Origin of the sequence: Vescimonas sanitatis, assembly GCF_049060325.1 — a bacterium.
Taxonomy (GTDB): domain Bacteria; phylum Bacillota; class Clostridia; order Oscillospirales; family Oscillospiraceae; genus Vescimonas; species Vescimonas sanitatis.
In genome coordinates this window covers 127,825-140,882 of the sequence record NZ_JBMGPW010000007.1, presented here as the reverse complement: position 1 = coordinate 140,882, position 13,058 = coordinate 127,825, and the positions used below count along the sequence as shown (strand labels likewise).

The window sequence follows — 13,058 nt, the reverse complement described above, 5'->3', positions numbered from 1 at the left end:
TAATAGTACCACAAGAACGAAAAAAAGTCAACGTAAGATAAGCGAAATGACGTTTGGCAGAAATGATTGTATTAACATTTTGAGCGTTATGATTTATTTTTTTACATCTATATATTGACTTTTATTGCCACCTGTGTTATTTTAGAGGAGAAGACAGATAGTCTTCAAGTTATTTTTCTGAAATGACGGCAAAATACGGAACGGCTCATTCGAAATTTACGCCTGCGGAGATGCTGCTATCTACGAAACAGGAAGTGGCTGATAGCCATCAGAGCCTTAAGCAAGAGGTACGGGAAGGCCGTCTCGGAATTTACGCCTGTGGAGATGCCACCATTGGCGAAGCAGGAAGGTTGAAAGAAAGGCCACGGCCAATAAAAAAGCACCTCCCGCTTGCCGGCGGGAGGTGCAGGATACAAGACAGCGAGAAACCATCAAGTACCAGTGCAAGGTTATTTTATCATGGTTTCTCGGAAAAATCAATTAGAAAAGGAGTTACCATGAATTGCATTTTACTCGACCGCCGGGACTCGGCGAAATACTTAGGGATCTCAGTTTCGAATCTTGACCGCCTTCGTGCAGCGGGGGAACTTCCTGCTGTCCAATACCGGCGTAAGGGAAACGTCCGTTATCGCGAGGAGGACTTGAGGAAATTTATTGAGCAGCGGGTTGATAACGTGGATCGCGGCAGAGCGGATTTTCATCCCAGCTTTCGCGGTGGCAACGGAAAGAGGGGGCGTAATTAATGCCTCGAAGGAAAGAGAAGACAGTAATCCGAAACGGGATTGAATACTATTATAAAAGCATTCGCGATGAACGTGGTAAGTATATCACTGTTTATGGCCGGACAATTGCGGAGCGCGACGAGAAAGTAAAAAAGCGGGAGGCCGAGATTCGCCTTCGTCGCAAAATTAAGGAATTCCCAACCTTCAGCGAACGTGCGACGGAGTGGCTCTCCGATAAGTCCAAGGATCTCAAACGGAATACCTATAATAATTACGAGCAAATCATCCGCACACATTTCATCCCCGTACTTGGTAATAAGCGCTTGATTGACATCACCGGCGAAGATATAAAAGCGGCTATGGCTGTAGCAGAGGCGCAGTCCGCGTCCGTTTATCGCAAGGCTTCTATGCTAATCAAGCAGATTTTTGCCGATGCTCTTACCTGTGATTTGATCCAGGTTGACCCGACGACAAAGCATACCTTTAAACGCGTAAGGCACGAAAAAGAGGATACAGGGGAGGAATACTTGACGGATGCGCGAGTTTCCACGCTACTCGCTGCGGTCAAAGATATCTATCCTTTAGAAACGTTCGTTAGGCTGGGACTTTATGCCGGACTGCGGCGCGAGGAATCTCTGGCACTCCAATGGGACTGCGTTGATCTCAATGCGGACACTCCGCAGATCGAGGTTACGCGTACATGTATTTTCTGCCACAATCGTCCGGAGATTTCCAATGTGACCAAGACCGCAGCTGGCCACCGTAATATACCTATTCCAGTGCCCCTTTTCAATCATTTGAAAGAAATCAAAAAGAGCATTGCCTCTGATTTTGTTATTTGTAATAGCAGTGGACTTCCCTTGAGTGAGACTCAGTTCCGGAATATGTGGCGAAAGATAAAGCGACGCAGCGTTGGACCGGACGAATATATCCGCTATAAACAGCATGGAAAGAAGTCTCATTCCGTCAATCGGGAAGCAGGCCAGACTGCTGCCCACAATCCCAATGTACGCTATATCATTGACTTCCCGGTTAAAACACACATGCTTCGAAAGACCTATATCACAAACCTGATTTATAGTGGGGTCGATGTTCGCACGGTAATGGATTATGCCGGGCACAAGAATCCCGATGTTACCCTCAAAATCTACGCACAGGCCAAGAGCGCAGAAAAACGGACAGAGTCTGCAAAGCAGATCAATGAGGTTTTCCCGTCCGATCCTACCACATAACTATCCCCCGCAGGCACCATACGCACACCTTAAAAGACAAAATCGACGACAAATTTCATTCGTCAAACCCGCAAGTCGTTGCAAATACAAGGGTTTCTGTCAAGTGAGCGCAAGAAGTACGGCCTGAAGGCCGCTCGTCGCGCACCTCAGTTCTCCAAGCGCTGAGAGATCAGGATTTTACAACAAAATCGAACGGAAAATGCCAGAAACAAGAAGTTTCTGGCGTTTTCTTGTATAATTGCGATTTGAATGATTTTGGAAGGTTTGGCAAAATCTGGCTGAACCAGACCCATGTTAACCCATTTTATAGGGGCTAAAAATTGATAGTATCCCTGACGATCATTTCATTGTCGGGATCGACTGCCATATTTGAGGGAGGTGCAAAGATGATTTTGAATAGAGATGGGGATTCCTTTGAATATGCAGGTGTCACATATATAGAAATGCAAGAGAATGCCAAGGGTTCCATGACGTAGGGGCCACTTTATGGTGGAAGATAATAAACCTTGTCACTTCACAAAAAAAGAGAGGCAGATATCGTAATGATATCTGCCTCTCCTGCCACTATTTTTTTGCTTTCAGGATATAAAGCGAAAGTAAAAAAAGCGCCAAATGTGTAATGATTAGGATGAAAAAATGATATTCAAAAAATTCAAGCTTGATAATCGTAGTATCAAGGGGTGCATTCAAAAGGTTAACGAACGAAAAAATGATTTGAAATAGTCCCCCGAATACAGCAATGACACATGCGAATTGCTTATTCCTACCGCATTTTTCTCGATTTTCTTTGTGTAATAATAAGCCTAAATAATCTCCGACGATTCCGCCAGCAAGGATCATGGATATCTTTAAATATATATTTGCGTAATTATACTCATTACGGTTTGTGAAGACGAAAACGGCCACAATAAGAGGAGCAACAGATAAAAGCAGTCCCGAGAGTTCTAATTGTGGCAATGTAGAACGGTTATCTTCCTTTTTGCTCATTTTACTGTTCCTTCCTGCAACCTCAGAAGTCCTGACAACGGAACGTTATGACTGGAGAATCGGTAGATTTATGGTTGAAGCCCGCCCCTGCATATAATACTGTACTATGCTTTTCCACACCAAGCGGGTCAATAGAACCGGAAATCCAATAACCTTTCACATTGTGCACATAGATTGTATCCTTATAAGAGGCTGCAGTCGAATACGGCGCTTTATCAATCATAACCGACGCAATAGAAAGTATTTCACTAAATCCGCAGGGAGCAAGGGCCGGAACTTCGGCAATAAGGATTGAGGTCAAAATAGTAACCCCTATGGATAGTAGTGCATTTTCAAGAAGAACATTACTATGCTCATCATATCTGTAATATGTTGAATAATCCGAGGCGCGACCATAAGGACACGTCTGAGTCCAATAAATCTCGTAGACAGCCATAGGCTGAATCTGTGGACTGACAGTTCCGATGTTTTTGTTATTCAAATACAACTCATTGTTGTTGGTAAACTTCATACTAGCTACCGTTGATCCCTCGGAAACTTCAAAAGTGGTGCCGTCACTTTCTTGAGTGACAGTAATAGCAGAAGCTACCCCGTCAATGTCATATGAAAACACAACCATTCCATCTTGGTTCACGGTCGTACCTGTCAGGTAACTCCGGGGAATCTTCATGAAACTTTCAATCAATTCAAGACCCTCGGTAACCTCCGCGTCGGACCTCAGACCGTGGGCATAGGCCGGTGTTGAACAAAGGGAGCAGGCGAACGCCAAAATGAGCATAAAACTTGTTATTTTCTTCATCAACTTTCCTTGCGTAAATTTTTTCATGGCAAACCTTCCTTTCTTTCTTTTTCAACATGATGGACTTTTTCTTCTTGGGATAGCACTGTGTCGTTGTTTGATATCATTATATAGCATAAATTTTATGCTGTCAACGAATTGCTATATGTATATTTTGCCGAATTTGATCCAGCCGAAGGAAGTGGAGTGTTTTGGTGTGTACATTAGGATTGAGCTTCTATAAAGGTATTTTTCCCTAAGGAAATTATCAAAATGTTTTGCGGTTTGTAATCGCAAAACATTTTGACTTTTGATAGGAATTGCGGTATACTATCTACAGACGGAGGTGGTCATAGTGATTTACAGACCTTTGTATGTAGATAAAATCATGGCGTATCAGTGATTATTTTCGAGTTTTACGTGCAAAAGAAGCGCGTAGTATCCCTCTGACACTTATCACAAAATAATGGGTGAGCAGATGGGTTAACCGAGAGCCGGGGATGCCGCAAACCCAGTAATACCAACGGTTTGCGGACGTAAGAGCAAAAGCAGTACGGCCTGAAGGCCGCCCGTCGCGCACCTCAGTTCTCCAAGCGCTGATCGGACGCAAATTCACAACTCAAGAGCTCAAAAACCCCGGAAAATCCGCATTTTCCGGGGTTTTCTTATGCTCATTTTTCGTAAAATATGACTGATTTTCTCCATCCTTTCCTTTGACCATCGACCGTTTTGCAGAGCCTATTATACTACACAAGCATAAGGCCTATGTTAAGCAAGAGGTCTTTGGGGCGATTGGAACAACGAAAGACTGGCTTTTACTACCCGGTTGACAAAACGGACCATTTCCTCTTTGCTGTACTTGTCATAGCCCTCCACGACGACATGCATCAAACCGTTTGACAGATGGGTATACATCATTTCCAGCTCTGTCTCACTGGCTCCGGGCAGTTCTTTCCGCCAGTAAGCAATGCTGTCCGCCTTGGCCAGGGCAATCATCCGCATGAGGACCGTTGAGTTTGTATTCCCCAAAATCAGGACGCGGCACGCCGTTTGATTCTGATCGACCATATCGTAGATGGCTTCGATCAGCGCCGTCACATCAAACGAATTGACATAGCGAAGGGATTTCTCAAATGCGTCGATGAGTTCATTCTCAATGCTCTCCATCAGGGCAAAGCAATCGCTGTAATGGGCATAGAAGGTGGCACGGTTAAGTTGCGCCAGCGCACAAACCTCCTTCACCGTAATTCTGTTTACAGGTTTTTCCTTCAGCAGCTTCAGAAAAGACTGCTTGAGCACCATTTGCGTATAGCGTTTCCTTGCATCCATCTTCTCCATATAGAGCCCCTCCAAAAAAAGTTTACAAAGAAAAGCAACGCTTTGACAGAAAGTGTTGTTTTTCTTTCGGTCGTATGGCAAGTGCTGATTGTTTCTGTCTTTCCTCTCAAGTATACTGTACTTGTGAAAGATAATCAACACTTGTATGATTATTTGAGGAGGCTTTTTTAATGTATGATAAATATCTTGTTACAGGCGCTACCGGCTTCCTTGGCAGAGCTGTTGTAGAAGCGCTGGTACGCCGCGGCGCACGAGTGTATGCGCTTGTGCTGCATGATGACCCCTATATCAATTTGCTCCCCAAAGAAGTCCATACCGTCATCGGTGATGTGTGTGCGGAAAACTCGCTGACAGACTTCTTCGCGGATGCGGACAGCCGTACCTGTGTGATTCACTGCGCCGGTATCGTCTCTGTCGCGTCCAGACCCGGTTCGAAGCTCTATCAGGTCAATGTAGGTGGGACATGGAGCGTTCTCCGGCAATGTATGGAGCGTAATGTGGGCAAAATGGTCTATGTTAGTTCCGTCCATGCCATACCGGAAAAGCCAAAGGGCTGCACCATTACGGAGGATTGCGAATTCTCCCCGGGGCTTGTGGACGGAGATTACGCCAAGAGCAAGGCAACCGCAACAGAGTTTGTCTTCAATGCGGCAGAGCGCGGGCTGAATGCCAGCATTGTCTTCCCCTCCGGTATCATCGGGCCGGGCGATATACAGGGAGGGAGCTTCACCTCAATGGCGAAATCGTTTCTTTCCGGAAAGCTGCCCTTTGCCGTTTGCGGCGGATATGACTTCGTGGATGTGCGGGATGTGGCAAAAGGCATTCTCGCCTGTTCCGAAAACGGAGAGCTCGGCAAAGGATACATTTTGTCCGGCCACTATGTCACTATCCGCAAGATGCTTCAGCACGTGGGAAAGACTGCAAAGCTGAAGTATCGCCCCATCTGCCTGCCACTGGGGCTTGCAAAGCTGGCGGCTCCATACTATGAACGTCGAAGCATGAAGGAGCGAAAGCCGCTGTTTTTCACCCCTTATTCCGTTACTGTTCTTGCCTCAAACGGGCAATTCAGTCATGCCGCAGCATCGGAATGCTTTGCATATCATCCGCGCCCGGTGGAGGATACTTTGCAGGACATGACAGCCTGGCTTTTGGGGCAGAGGAGAACGGACGAAGTGTGACCTCACCGCAACAAAAAGCACCTTGAGCAGGCTGCACATGCAACTGATATAAGGCGGCGCGGCGCAGTACATCGCCTACGCCCTGCCGGTGCTGCTGGTAGCGGCGGGAAGATGGTCCGTTTTCCGCTTATCGCAGAGGAAATAACCGAACATTTACTCCCTGAGAGCTGCTTTTTGGCGGCTCTCAAATTTTTTTGAAAAATTTTGCGTTTTGGGTGAGAGTTTTTTCGATTTTTTGTACCTATATAAGTGAAGGGGTTTTTAAGCCGCATTTCAAAAAATCCAGAAAGGAGGTTCAAACGATATGTACGATACCGCAAGACGGGTCGCACTCGTCAAGCAGCGGGTGCGGGAAAACACCCGCCGGAGGCAGCGGCGCGAGGTAATAAGTCTCTCCGCAGCGTGTATGCTGCTGTGCGCGGTCTTGACGCAGACGGCGGGCACGGTCGTCGGGCCGGGGCAGACCGCCGCATGGGGCAGCTTCGGCGCGATGCTGCTGCGGGAGGACGCGGGCGGCTATGTGCTGGTAGGCGTCGTCTCCTTTGCCGCGGCGGCAGCGATCACCGCGCTGTGCTTCCGGCTCAGAATCAGAGAAAACCAGAAAAAAGACGGGACGGACAAACCGAACCGACACGAACAGGAGGAGAAAAGCCAATGAAGAAACGAATACTTAGCATCCTGCTGCTGTGCTGCATGGTGCTGACGCTGCTTCCGACAACAGTATTGGCGGCGGACGGGCCGATGGATACCATACCAAAGTACGACGTGAGCATTGACGTGTACAACCGGACATCGGACATATCCATTAAGGACAGTCGGAGCTACTACATCTACTCGTCCGTTCCCGATAAGCTCAGGGACACATGGGCATGGGATAAGAAGATATTCATCAAGGGAGATAAAACCGCGCCGCACGTATTTATTGACGGCGTAAATATCGAGATGAGTCCCAGTTCCAAGGGGCCGGCTATTGAATTAAATAAGAAGGCTTCGGCATATATCTATTTCATCGGCAAGAACAGCTCCCTGCAAGGTGCCGACGGCCGCGCGGCAATACAGAAAAACCGCAGCGAGGGTCAGCTTTATGTTCTGGCGCGCACAGGCACCACGGTGACCTGCAAGGGCGGCGACAAAGCGGCGGGCATAGGAGGAAGCTACGCGACCCGCAATATTTCCAACGGTTATTACAACGGAGATATGTACGGCCACGGCGTGAATATGCACTTTGGCTCTCGGAGCAATCCTGACTACTGGGGCGGCACCATAGCGGCCATCGGCGGCAATGGCGGCGCAGGCATCGGCGGCGGCCAGGGCGGAAGCGGTGAGAAACTGTATTTCTACTCCGGCACGGTGCAAGCCAACGGCGGCCGCTTGGCCTCCGGCATCGGCGGCAGCTATAAGGGTCGCGGCAGTGAGATCTATATTTATGGTGGCACAGTCAGCGCTCAAGGCGGTGACGGAGGCGCTGGTATCGGCGGTGGCTGCTGGACAACGGAGCAGGACATGAATGGCATCAACGCCGCCCACGATATCTACATCTCCGGCGGCACGGTCACGGCTAAAGGCGGCCACAACGGCGCGGGTATCGGCGGCGGGCAGTATGTCCCCGCCCGTGATATCACGGTGACGGGCGGCTTTGTTACGGCGACGGGACACTACGGAGCGGCGATAGGCGGCGGCCGCTGGTGCCGCGGAATGGACATAACCCTTACCGACGCTACCCTGAATCTGTCGACCAATTACCGCAGCAACGGCTCGGACGCGGCGGCTGTCGGCTACGGCGACATTGTTTACAAACCGGAGCAGCTCGTGGCGGATCCGTCGATCGCGACGAACGACCGGATAAAGGTCGGCTCAAAGGATGGAAAGATCGTCATGCTGACGGCTAACGGTTACGCGCTCAGAACGGATGGGAAACCGAGCTACTTCATGCATCTCACTGATTTCCTGATTCCGGACAGCGACGGAATGATTGACCTGTCACTGCTGACTCTGCCATACACGCAGAACTACGGATGGGCGATAACTGATCTTGATGTGAAAATGATGGAGACCTCCTGCGAGGGAAACCATACCTACGGCTGGAAAAACCGGAATGGCTGTCATGTCTGGGGATGCACACGCTGCCCGGCCCGGAATCCGCTAGAGCGTGGACCTGTACCGGATGGTGAGCATATTCCCGGAGAGTGGGAAAACCAGGAAAAGAAGTGCACCGTATGCGGGGTTGTGTCGGCGAAGGACACCACGCCTCCGGTGACCGAGGGAATTGCGAATGGAATGGAGTATACCGCCGACGACACCGACGACGGGCAGCCCGGTACGATCAGCTTCACAGTCAGCGACCCGGTGAGAGACAAGGAGGTGTCCTCCGGCGTCAAGTCTGTGACGATCAACGGTGAGGAGCAGACCGTGCAGACCGGACAGGCTTATCAGCTGACCGCGCCGGACGGCGGCAACAATGACGAAGGACTTGTGTATGAGGTCGTTGCTACGGATAATGCGGGCAACAGCACCACAACAAAGATAACTCTGTACAGAAGGCACCGGGTCCTGATCCTGAGTGACAGAAACGACCCGAGCAGCACGATCCTCCACCTTGGCGTGCCGCACGGGTCTGAACTGGAACTGCCGTTCGATCATCTGCCGAAGGAAGCCTATTTTGTCGACTGGGATAACGAGGACATCAAAATAAGCCGCGGGGAGAATAATTACTATAACCTCGGCATCATCAACTCGAACCGGACGTTCCTTCAGGTGATTCCGGAGACTGAACTGCCAACGCTGGAGTTAGGGCTCAGAAGCAGGCGCTTCTGGGGCTATCACGCAGACTCGGAGAGCGATTTCTGCTACGCGGATATGCCGTCAAAGACTGAGGAAGGCTATCTTATGGATATCCGCGTCACATCAAACAAAATCGGCTACTACTTCGGATCGCCGGTACGCTACACGCAGGAGCAGCTGAAAGCACTGGATGCAGAGGGCAAAATCAAGTGGACGCAGTTCGACACGACCTCGCTCCTGACATTCGATGTGATTTCCTATGAGGAATATAACGGAAGCTGGTACTACTATGCGAAAGCGACAAACGAGGTGGGGACAAGATACGTTTCAACGCCGAACATCATCATAGACGCCGACCCGGCGGTGGCGCTGGAATATCCCTCCGGCAAGGAACTTACCGGCAAGTATGGGCAAACCGAGAGCGGTACATACTGGGGCGATCTGCAATTCACCGTGGTTGATGAATCGGAGTTCACCGTAAAGGACGGGAGTACGCCTCTGGAGCCGGATGAGAATGGCGTCTATACGATAAAAGCGGACATGGACGAGGGCATAAAGCACGAGATCGTTATCATGGACGCCGGCAACAATAGAACTGCGTATATCAACGAGATACGTATGAACACGCTTGACCGCAGGGATAATCCCTCTGCCCTGAATCTACCGAACGGTGCGAATCTGGAGGAAAGTCTCCCGAAGACGGTTCGGATTCTCACGGCAAGAGACAGCTCTATGTTTACCAATATCCCTGTGATATGGGAAATACCAGAGACGTATGAGCAGGCGTCAAAGCGGGAGCAGAGCTTTACCGTGAACGGAACGCTTGACCTGTCAGGCACAGACATTGTCGTCCTACCGGAGCAGGAATCCTTGCAGACTGTTACGGTAGAGGTGACGGTGGCCGGTGCGCCGCAGTACAGAGTAACGGCTACGAGCAGCGAAAATGGCACAGTTACGGTGACAAATTTTGCGAAAACCGCCGAGGACGGCACGCCTCTGTTCTGCAAGGACGAGTTTGTCATGCTCTCCATTGCACCCGATGAGGGCTATATGCTCAGCGCGCTATCCATCAACGGCACCCCTGCCGCCGTTGCGGTTGGGGAGGATACCTATACCTTCGCCCAGCCGGAGGAGGACGTCACCATAACTACAACGTTTGAAAAGCGCAACGAGCATACCGTCACCTTTGACGCGGGCGATGGTACGTCCTCTGTCGGCAGCATGACCACCACCAATCAGAAGCTAAGTTCGCTGCCCAGTGCCTCCCGGAGCAAGCACAGCTTCAACGGCTGGTACACCGAAAAGAATGGCGGTACGAAGGTCACGACGGATACCGTATTCCATGCCAAAACCACCGTCTACGCCCACTGGACGTATACCGGCGGCGGCTACTACTATCCGCCTGTCACCTACTACACGCTGCGCTTTGAAACAGGCGGCGGCAGTGATATTTCCAGTGTGCAGGGAACGTACAATGCCTACATTGACCTGACCCAATATGTCCCCACCTGGCGCGGCCACACCTTTACCGGCTGGTACAGCGAACGCAGCCTGACAAACAAGGTTTCCGGTGCTTATCTGACGAAGGATATGACCGTGTATGCAGGCTGGCGCGTGACCACAGTCCCGCAGACCGGCGACAGCAGCGTGTTAGGCTTGTGGGGGTTCTCCCTCTGCACATCTCTTGCCGGATGCCTTGCACTGACCACATGGCAGATCAGGCGGCGACGTCAGGAAAAATCACTGCAAATCATCGAAAAGTAAACAGGCTCACCTTCAGGGGCGCGGGCAAATAGCCCCGCGCCCCATTCGCTGTCTTCCCAGAAAAAGACGGCTGTTCCTCAAAAGAACAGCCGTCCCGTTTTTTTCTGCTGATATGTATCTGAAATCAGACCACAAACAGGTACAGGAGATATCTACAAGTCTGTTTGTCAGCCCATATCGGCGGATAGAGCCTTGCTGATTTGGGCTTGCAGTGCCTCCGCCTGATTCTTTTCCGTAACAGCGCCCACGATGGGGTCGCCCACGATGTTGCCGTTCCTGTCAACCACATAGGTGGTGGGATAGGCAAAGATATTGGTGGTGAACTTGCCGGCCTCTCCATCGGAAGCAAAATACACGTTCTGATAGGTCGCGCCCTTCTTGGCAAGCACATCCTTGGCCTCGGAAATGGCCGTCTCGTTGCCGTCCAGCGTGAAGGTGTTGACACCGATGAGGGCGCCGCCCTTCTCCGCAAGCTCCTTGTTCAGCGCGTCCAGCTCGGCAAGCTCTCCCACGCAGGGGTTGCAGGTGGTAAACCAAAAATTCACAACGGTGACGGCGTTTTTGGCGAACAGCTCGCTGCTCTTCACCGTGTTACCGTCCAGATCCTTGCCCTCAAAGGCGGGAAACTTCTGCATACTGCCATCGTCAGGCGGCGTGGTCATATCGCTGCCCGCCGGGACGCTCGTATTGTCATCGTCATCAGGCGTCTCTGACAGCCAGGGATACTTCGTCTCCAGCTCCGCCCGTTGGTTCTCAATATCCTTGATCTTGGTGGCCTCGCCGGTGAGCAGCGTCAGTTCCTCCTCGGTGAACTGATCCTTGGCATTCTCGATGGTCTTGAGCAGAAAATCGCCGTAGTTGCCGCCGTCCTCTATCATGGCCATGCCCTTATCGGCTGCCATAAAGACCTTTTCCCAAAGAGCTGTGTTTTCCGACAGGATGGCATTTTCCTGCGCCATCAGCTGCTCGTACAGCGCCTTTGCCTCCTCGCCGCCATCATTGCCGTCTGTGTCCTCTGCGGGCTTTGTGCCACAGGCGACCATACCGGCGGCCAGCACCAGCGCCAGCAGCAGTGTGATGATTTTCTTTACGTTCATTTTGTTTCCTCCGTTTTTAATGTATTTGCAGGTTCTACAGGTTCTTTTTTGCCGTCTCCAAAGCCGTAGCGGAAACTGACGGCGTTGGTGGGACAGGCGCGGATGCACATCCCACAGCGGATGCACTCAGTATGGTTGGGCGTTTTTGTCACGTCCACATCCATTTTGCAGGCCTTGGCGCATTTTCCGCAGGAGACGCATTTGTTCCTATCCACCTTCATCTGGAACAGGGACACCCTGTTAAACAGCGCGTAAAACGCACCCAGCGGGCACAGCCACTTGCAGAAGGGCCGGTAAAATACGATGCTCAGCACGATCACTGCCAGCAGGATGCTGAATTTCCAGGTAAACAGGCTGCCCAGCGCTGCCCGGATGCCGGAATTGGCAAGGGACAGTGGGATGGCCCCCTCCAGCACGCCCTGGGGGCAGAGATACTTACAGAAGAAGGGGTCACCCATGCCTACGTCGTTGACGAGAAACGCCGGCAGCAGGAAGACCATCACCAGCAGCACGGCGTACTTGAGGTACGTCAGGGGCTTGAGCTTTTTTGTTGAGAGCTTCTTCGTGGGGATCTTATGCAGCAGCTCCTGAAACCAGCCGAAGGGACACAGGAAGCCGCAGATGAAGCGCCCCAGCAGTACTCCCAGCAGAATGAGAAAGCCTGTGATATAATAGGAGAAGCTGAACTTGGAGGACCCCACCACCGCCTGAAACGCCCCGATGGGACAGGCGCCGGAGGCCGCCGGGCAGGAGTAGCAGTTCAGCCCCGGCACGCAGACGGTCTTGCCCGCGCCCTGATACAAGCCGCCCTTGAGAAAGTTCGGCAGGTGCAGGTTGGTCAATAAGGCCGCCCCCGCCTGTATCCAGCCCCGAAAACGGGCCAAAAGATGGGACGCGCCCGAAGTATTCTTCTTATCCAATGCCCACACACTCCAAACATAATTTGATCGCTTTGCTCAGCACCGTGGCGGCCTCGCCCCGCCAGACACCGAAGCACAGCATGGCGGCTCCCGCCAGCAGCAGCGTGACCTGCGCTGCTGCCTTCTTCCTGTGACTCATTTTGATCACCCTTTCCTGTTTCTGTGGCCTATCATAGCGCAGGTGGGTTAAAATCTCTGTTAAGAACAGAAATTTAACACAAATTTTATCCGGCTCTGCTATAATAGGAGACAACCTGTTCA

General features: G+C 51.1%; 11 protein-coding genes and 1 pseudogene. 6 read left to right on the top strand and 6 right to left on the bottom strand.

Annotated elements, in window-relative coordinates:
• Nucleotides 1-182 precede the first annotated feature (182 nt).
• The 3 genes and pseudogenes from ACOMDU_RS09765 to rpsI form a co-directional block, all read left to right on the top strand.
• Nucleotides 183-743, top strand: coding sequence for a helix-turn-helix domain-containing protein (locus ACOMDU_RS09765; RefSeq protein ID WP_421130136.1), 561 nt, complete (start codon nt 183-185; stop codon nt 741-743).
• Nucleotides 743-1,954 carry a tyrosine-type recombinase/integrase gene (locus tag ACOMDU_RS09760; RefSeq protein WP_421130135.1) on the top strand — a complete coding sequence of 404 codons (1,212 nt, stop codon included), beginning with the start codon at nt 743-745 and terminating at the stop codon, nt 1,952-1,954. The genes ACOMDU_RS09765 and ACOMDU_RS09760 overlap by 1 nt, the downstream gene beginning before the upstream one ends.
• Nucleotides 1,955-2,023: 69 nt before the next feature.
• A pseudogene (rpsI, locus tag ACOMDU_RS09755) lies at nt 2,024-2,119 on the top strand (30S ribosomal protein S9); the annotation flags it as partial.
• Nucleotides 2,120-2,518: 399 nt separating this feature from the next.
• On the opposite strand, the gene ACOMDU_RS09750 reads toward rpsI, so the two are convergent.
• From ACOMDU_RS09750 to ACOMDU_RS09740, 3 genes are all read right to left on the bottom strand, one after another.
• On the bottom strand, nt 2,519-2,941 hold the full coding sequence (locus tag ACOMDU_RS09750; RefSeq protein WP_421130134.1) for a hypothetical protein: 423 nt from the start codon (nt 2,939-2,941) through the stop codon (nt 2,519-2,521).
• 22 nt (nt 2,942-2,963) lie between these two features.
• Nucleotides 2,964-3,767, bottom strand: coding sequence for a hypothetical protein (locus ACOMDU_RS09745; RefSeq protein ID WP_421130133.1), 804 nt, complete (start codon nt 3,765-3,767; stop codon nt 2,964-2,966).
• A gap of 720 nt (nt 3,768-4,487) precedes the next feature.
• Nucleotides 4,488-5,057, bottom strand: a complete 570-nt coding sequence (locus tag ACOMDU_RS09740; RefSeq protein ID WP_421130132.1) for a TetR/AcrR family transcriptional regulator — start codon at nt 5,055-5,057, stop codon at nt 4,488-4,490.
• A gap of 170 nt (nt 5,058-5,227) precedes the next feature.
• On the opposite strand from ACOMDU_RS09740, the gene ACOMDU_RS09735 reads away from it, so the two are divergent.
• From ACOMDU_RS09735 to ACOMDU_RS09725, 3 genes are all read left to right on the top strand, one after another.
• Nucleotides 5,228-6,235: an SDR family NAD(P)-dependent oxidoreductase gene (locus ACOMDU_RS09735; protein ID WP_421130131.1), complete on the top strand. Its 1,008-nt coding sequence runs from the start codon at nt 5,228-5,230 to the stop codon at nt 6,233-6,235.
• 304 nt (nt 6,236-6,539) lie between these two features.
• Nucleotides 6,540-6,893 carry a glycosyltransferase gene (locus ACOMDU_RS09730; RefSeq protein ID WP_421130130.1) on the top strand — a complete coding sequence of 118 codons (354 nt, stop codon included), beginning with the start codon at nt 6,540-6,542 and terminating at the stop codon, nt 6,891-6,893.
• Nucleotides 6,890-10,780 (top strand): InlB B-repeat-containing protein, encoded by a 3,891-nt coding sequence (locus tag ACOMDU_RS09725; RefSeq protein ID WP_421130129.1) that lies wholly within the window; start codon nt 6,890-6,892, stop codon nt 10,778-10,780. The genes ACOMDU_RS09730 and ACOMDU_RS09725 overlap by 4 nt, the downstream gene beginning before the upstream one ends.
• Before the next feature lie 167 nt (nt 10,781-10,947).
• Here the strand turns inward: ACOMDU_RS09725 and ACOMDU_RS09720 are convergent, their stop codons facing one another.
• From ACOMDU_RS09720 to ACOMDU_RS09710, 3 genes are read right to left on the bottom strand one after another with little or no spacing between them, the layout of a single operon-like run.
• Complete coding sequence (locus ACOMDU_RS09720) at nt 10,948-11,877, bottom strand: TlpA disulfide reductase family protein (protein WP_421130128.1); 930 nt, start codon at nt 11,875-11,877, stop codon at nt 10,948-10,950.
• Nucleotides 11,874-12,797 (bottom strand): 4Fe-4S binding protein, encoded by a 924-nt coding sequence (locus tag ACOMDU_RS09715; protein WP_421130127.1) that lies wholly within the window; start codon nt 12,795-12,797, stop codon nt 11,874-11,876. The genes ACOMDU_RS09720 and ACOMDU_RS09715 overlap by 4 nt, the downstream gene beginning before the upstream one ends.
• The gene (locus ACOMDU_RS09710) at nt 12,790-12,936 is read right to left on the bottom strand and encodes a CD1871A family CXXC motif-containing protein (protein ID WP_421130126.1); all 147 of its coding nucleotides are present in this window, start codon (nt 12,934-12,936) and stop codon (nt 12,790-12,792) included. Before ACOMDU_RS09710 ends, ACOMDU_RS09715 begins: the two co-directional genes overlap by 8 nt.
• Between the last annotated feature and the right edge of the window lie 122 nt (nt 12,937-13,058).

Bases quoted from the DNA above. Each gene is read 5' to 3' on its own strand.
- ACOMDU_RS09750 (WP_421130134.1), bottom strand. From the start codon at position 2,941: ATGAGCAAAAAGGAAGATAACCGTTCTACATTGCCACAATTAGAACTC.
- ACOMDU_RS09725 (WP_421130129.1), top strand. From the start codon at position 6,890: ATGAAGAAACGAATACTTAGCATCCTGCTGCTGTGCTGCATGGTGCTG.
- ACOMDU_RS09735 (WP_421130131.1), top strand. From the start codon at position 5,228: ATGTATGATAAATATCTTGTTACAGGCGCTACCGGCTTCCTTGGCAGA.
- ACOMDU_RS09720 (WP_421130128.1), bottom strand. From the start codon at position 11,877: ATGAACGTAAAGAAAATCATCACACTGCTGCTGGCGCTGGTGCTGGCC.
- ACOMDU_RS09710 (WP_421130126.1), bottom strand. From the start codon at position 12,936: ATGAGTCACAGGAAGAAGGCAGCAGCGCAGGTCACGCTGCTGCTGGCG.
- ACOMDU_RS09745 (WP_421130133.1), bottom strand. From the start codon at position 3,767: ATGAAAAAATTTACGCAAGGAAAGTTGATGAAGAAAATAACAAGTTTT.
- ACOMDU_RS09760 (WP_421130135.1), top strand. From the start codon at position 743: ATGCCTCGAAGGAAAGAGAAGACAGTAATCCGAAACGGGATTGAATAC.
- ACOMDU_RS09740 (WP_421130132.1), bottom strand. From the start codon at position 5,057: ATGGAGAAGATGGATGCAAGGAAACGCTATACGCAAATGGTGCTCAAG.
- ACOMDU_RS09730 (WP_421130130.1), top strand. From the start codon at position 6,540: ATGTACGATACCGCAAGACGGGTCGCACTCGTCAAGCAGCGGGTGCGG.
- ACOMDU_RS09765 (WP_421130136.1), top strand. From the start codon at position 183: ATGACGGCAAAATACGGAACGGCTCATTCGAAATTTACGCCTGCGGAG.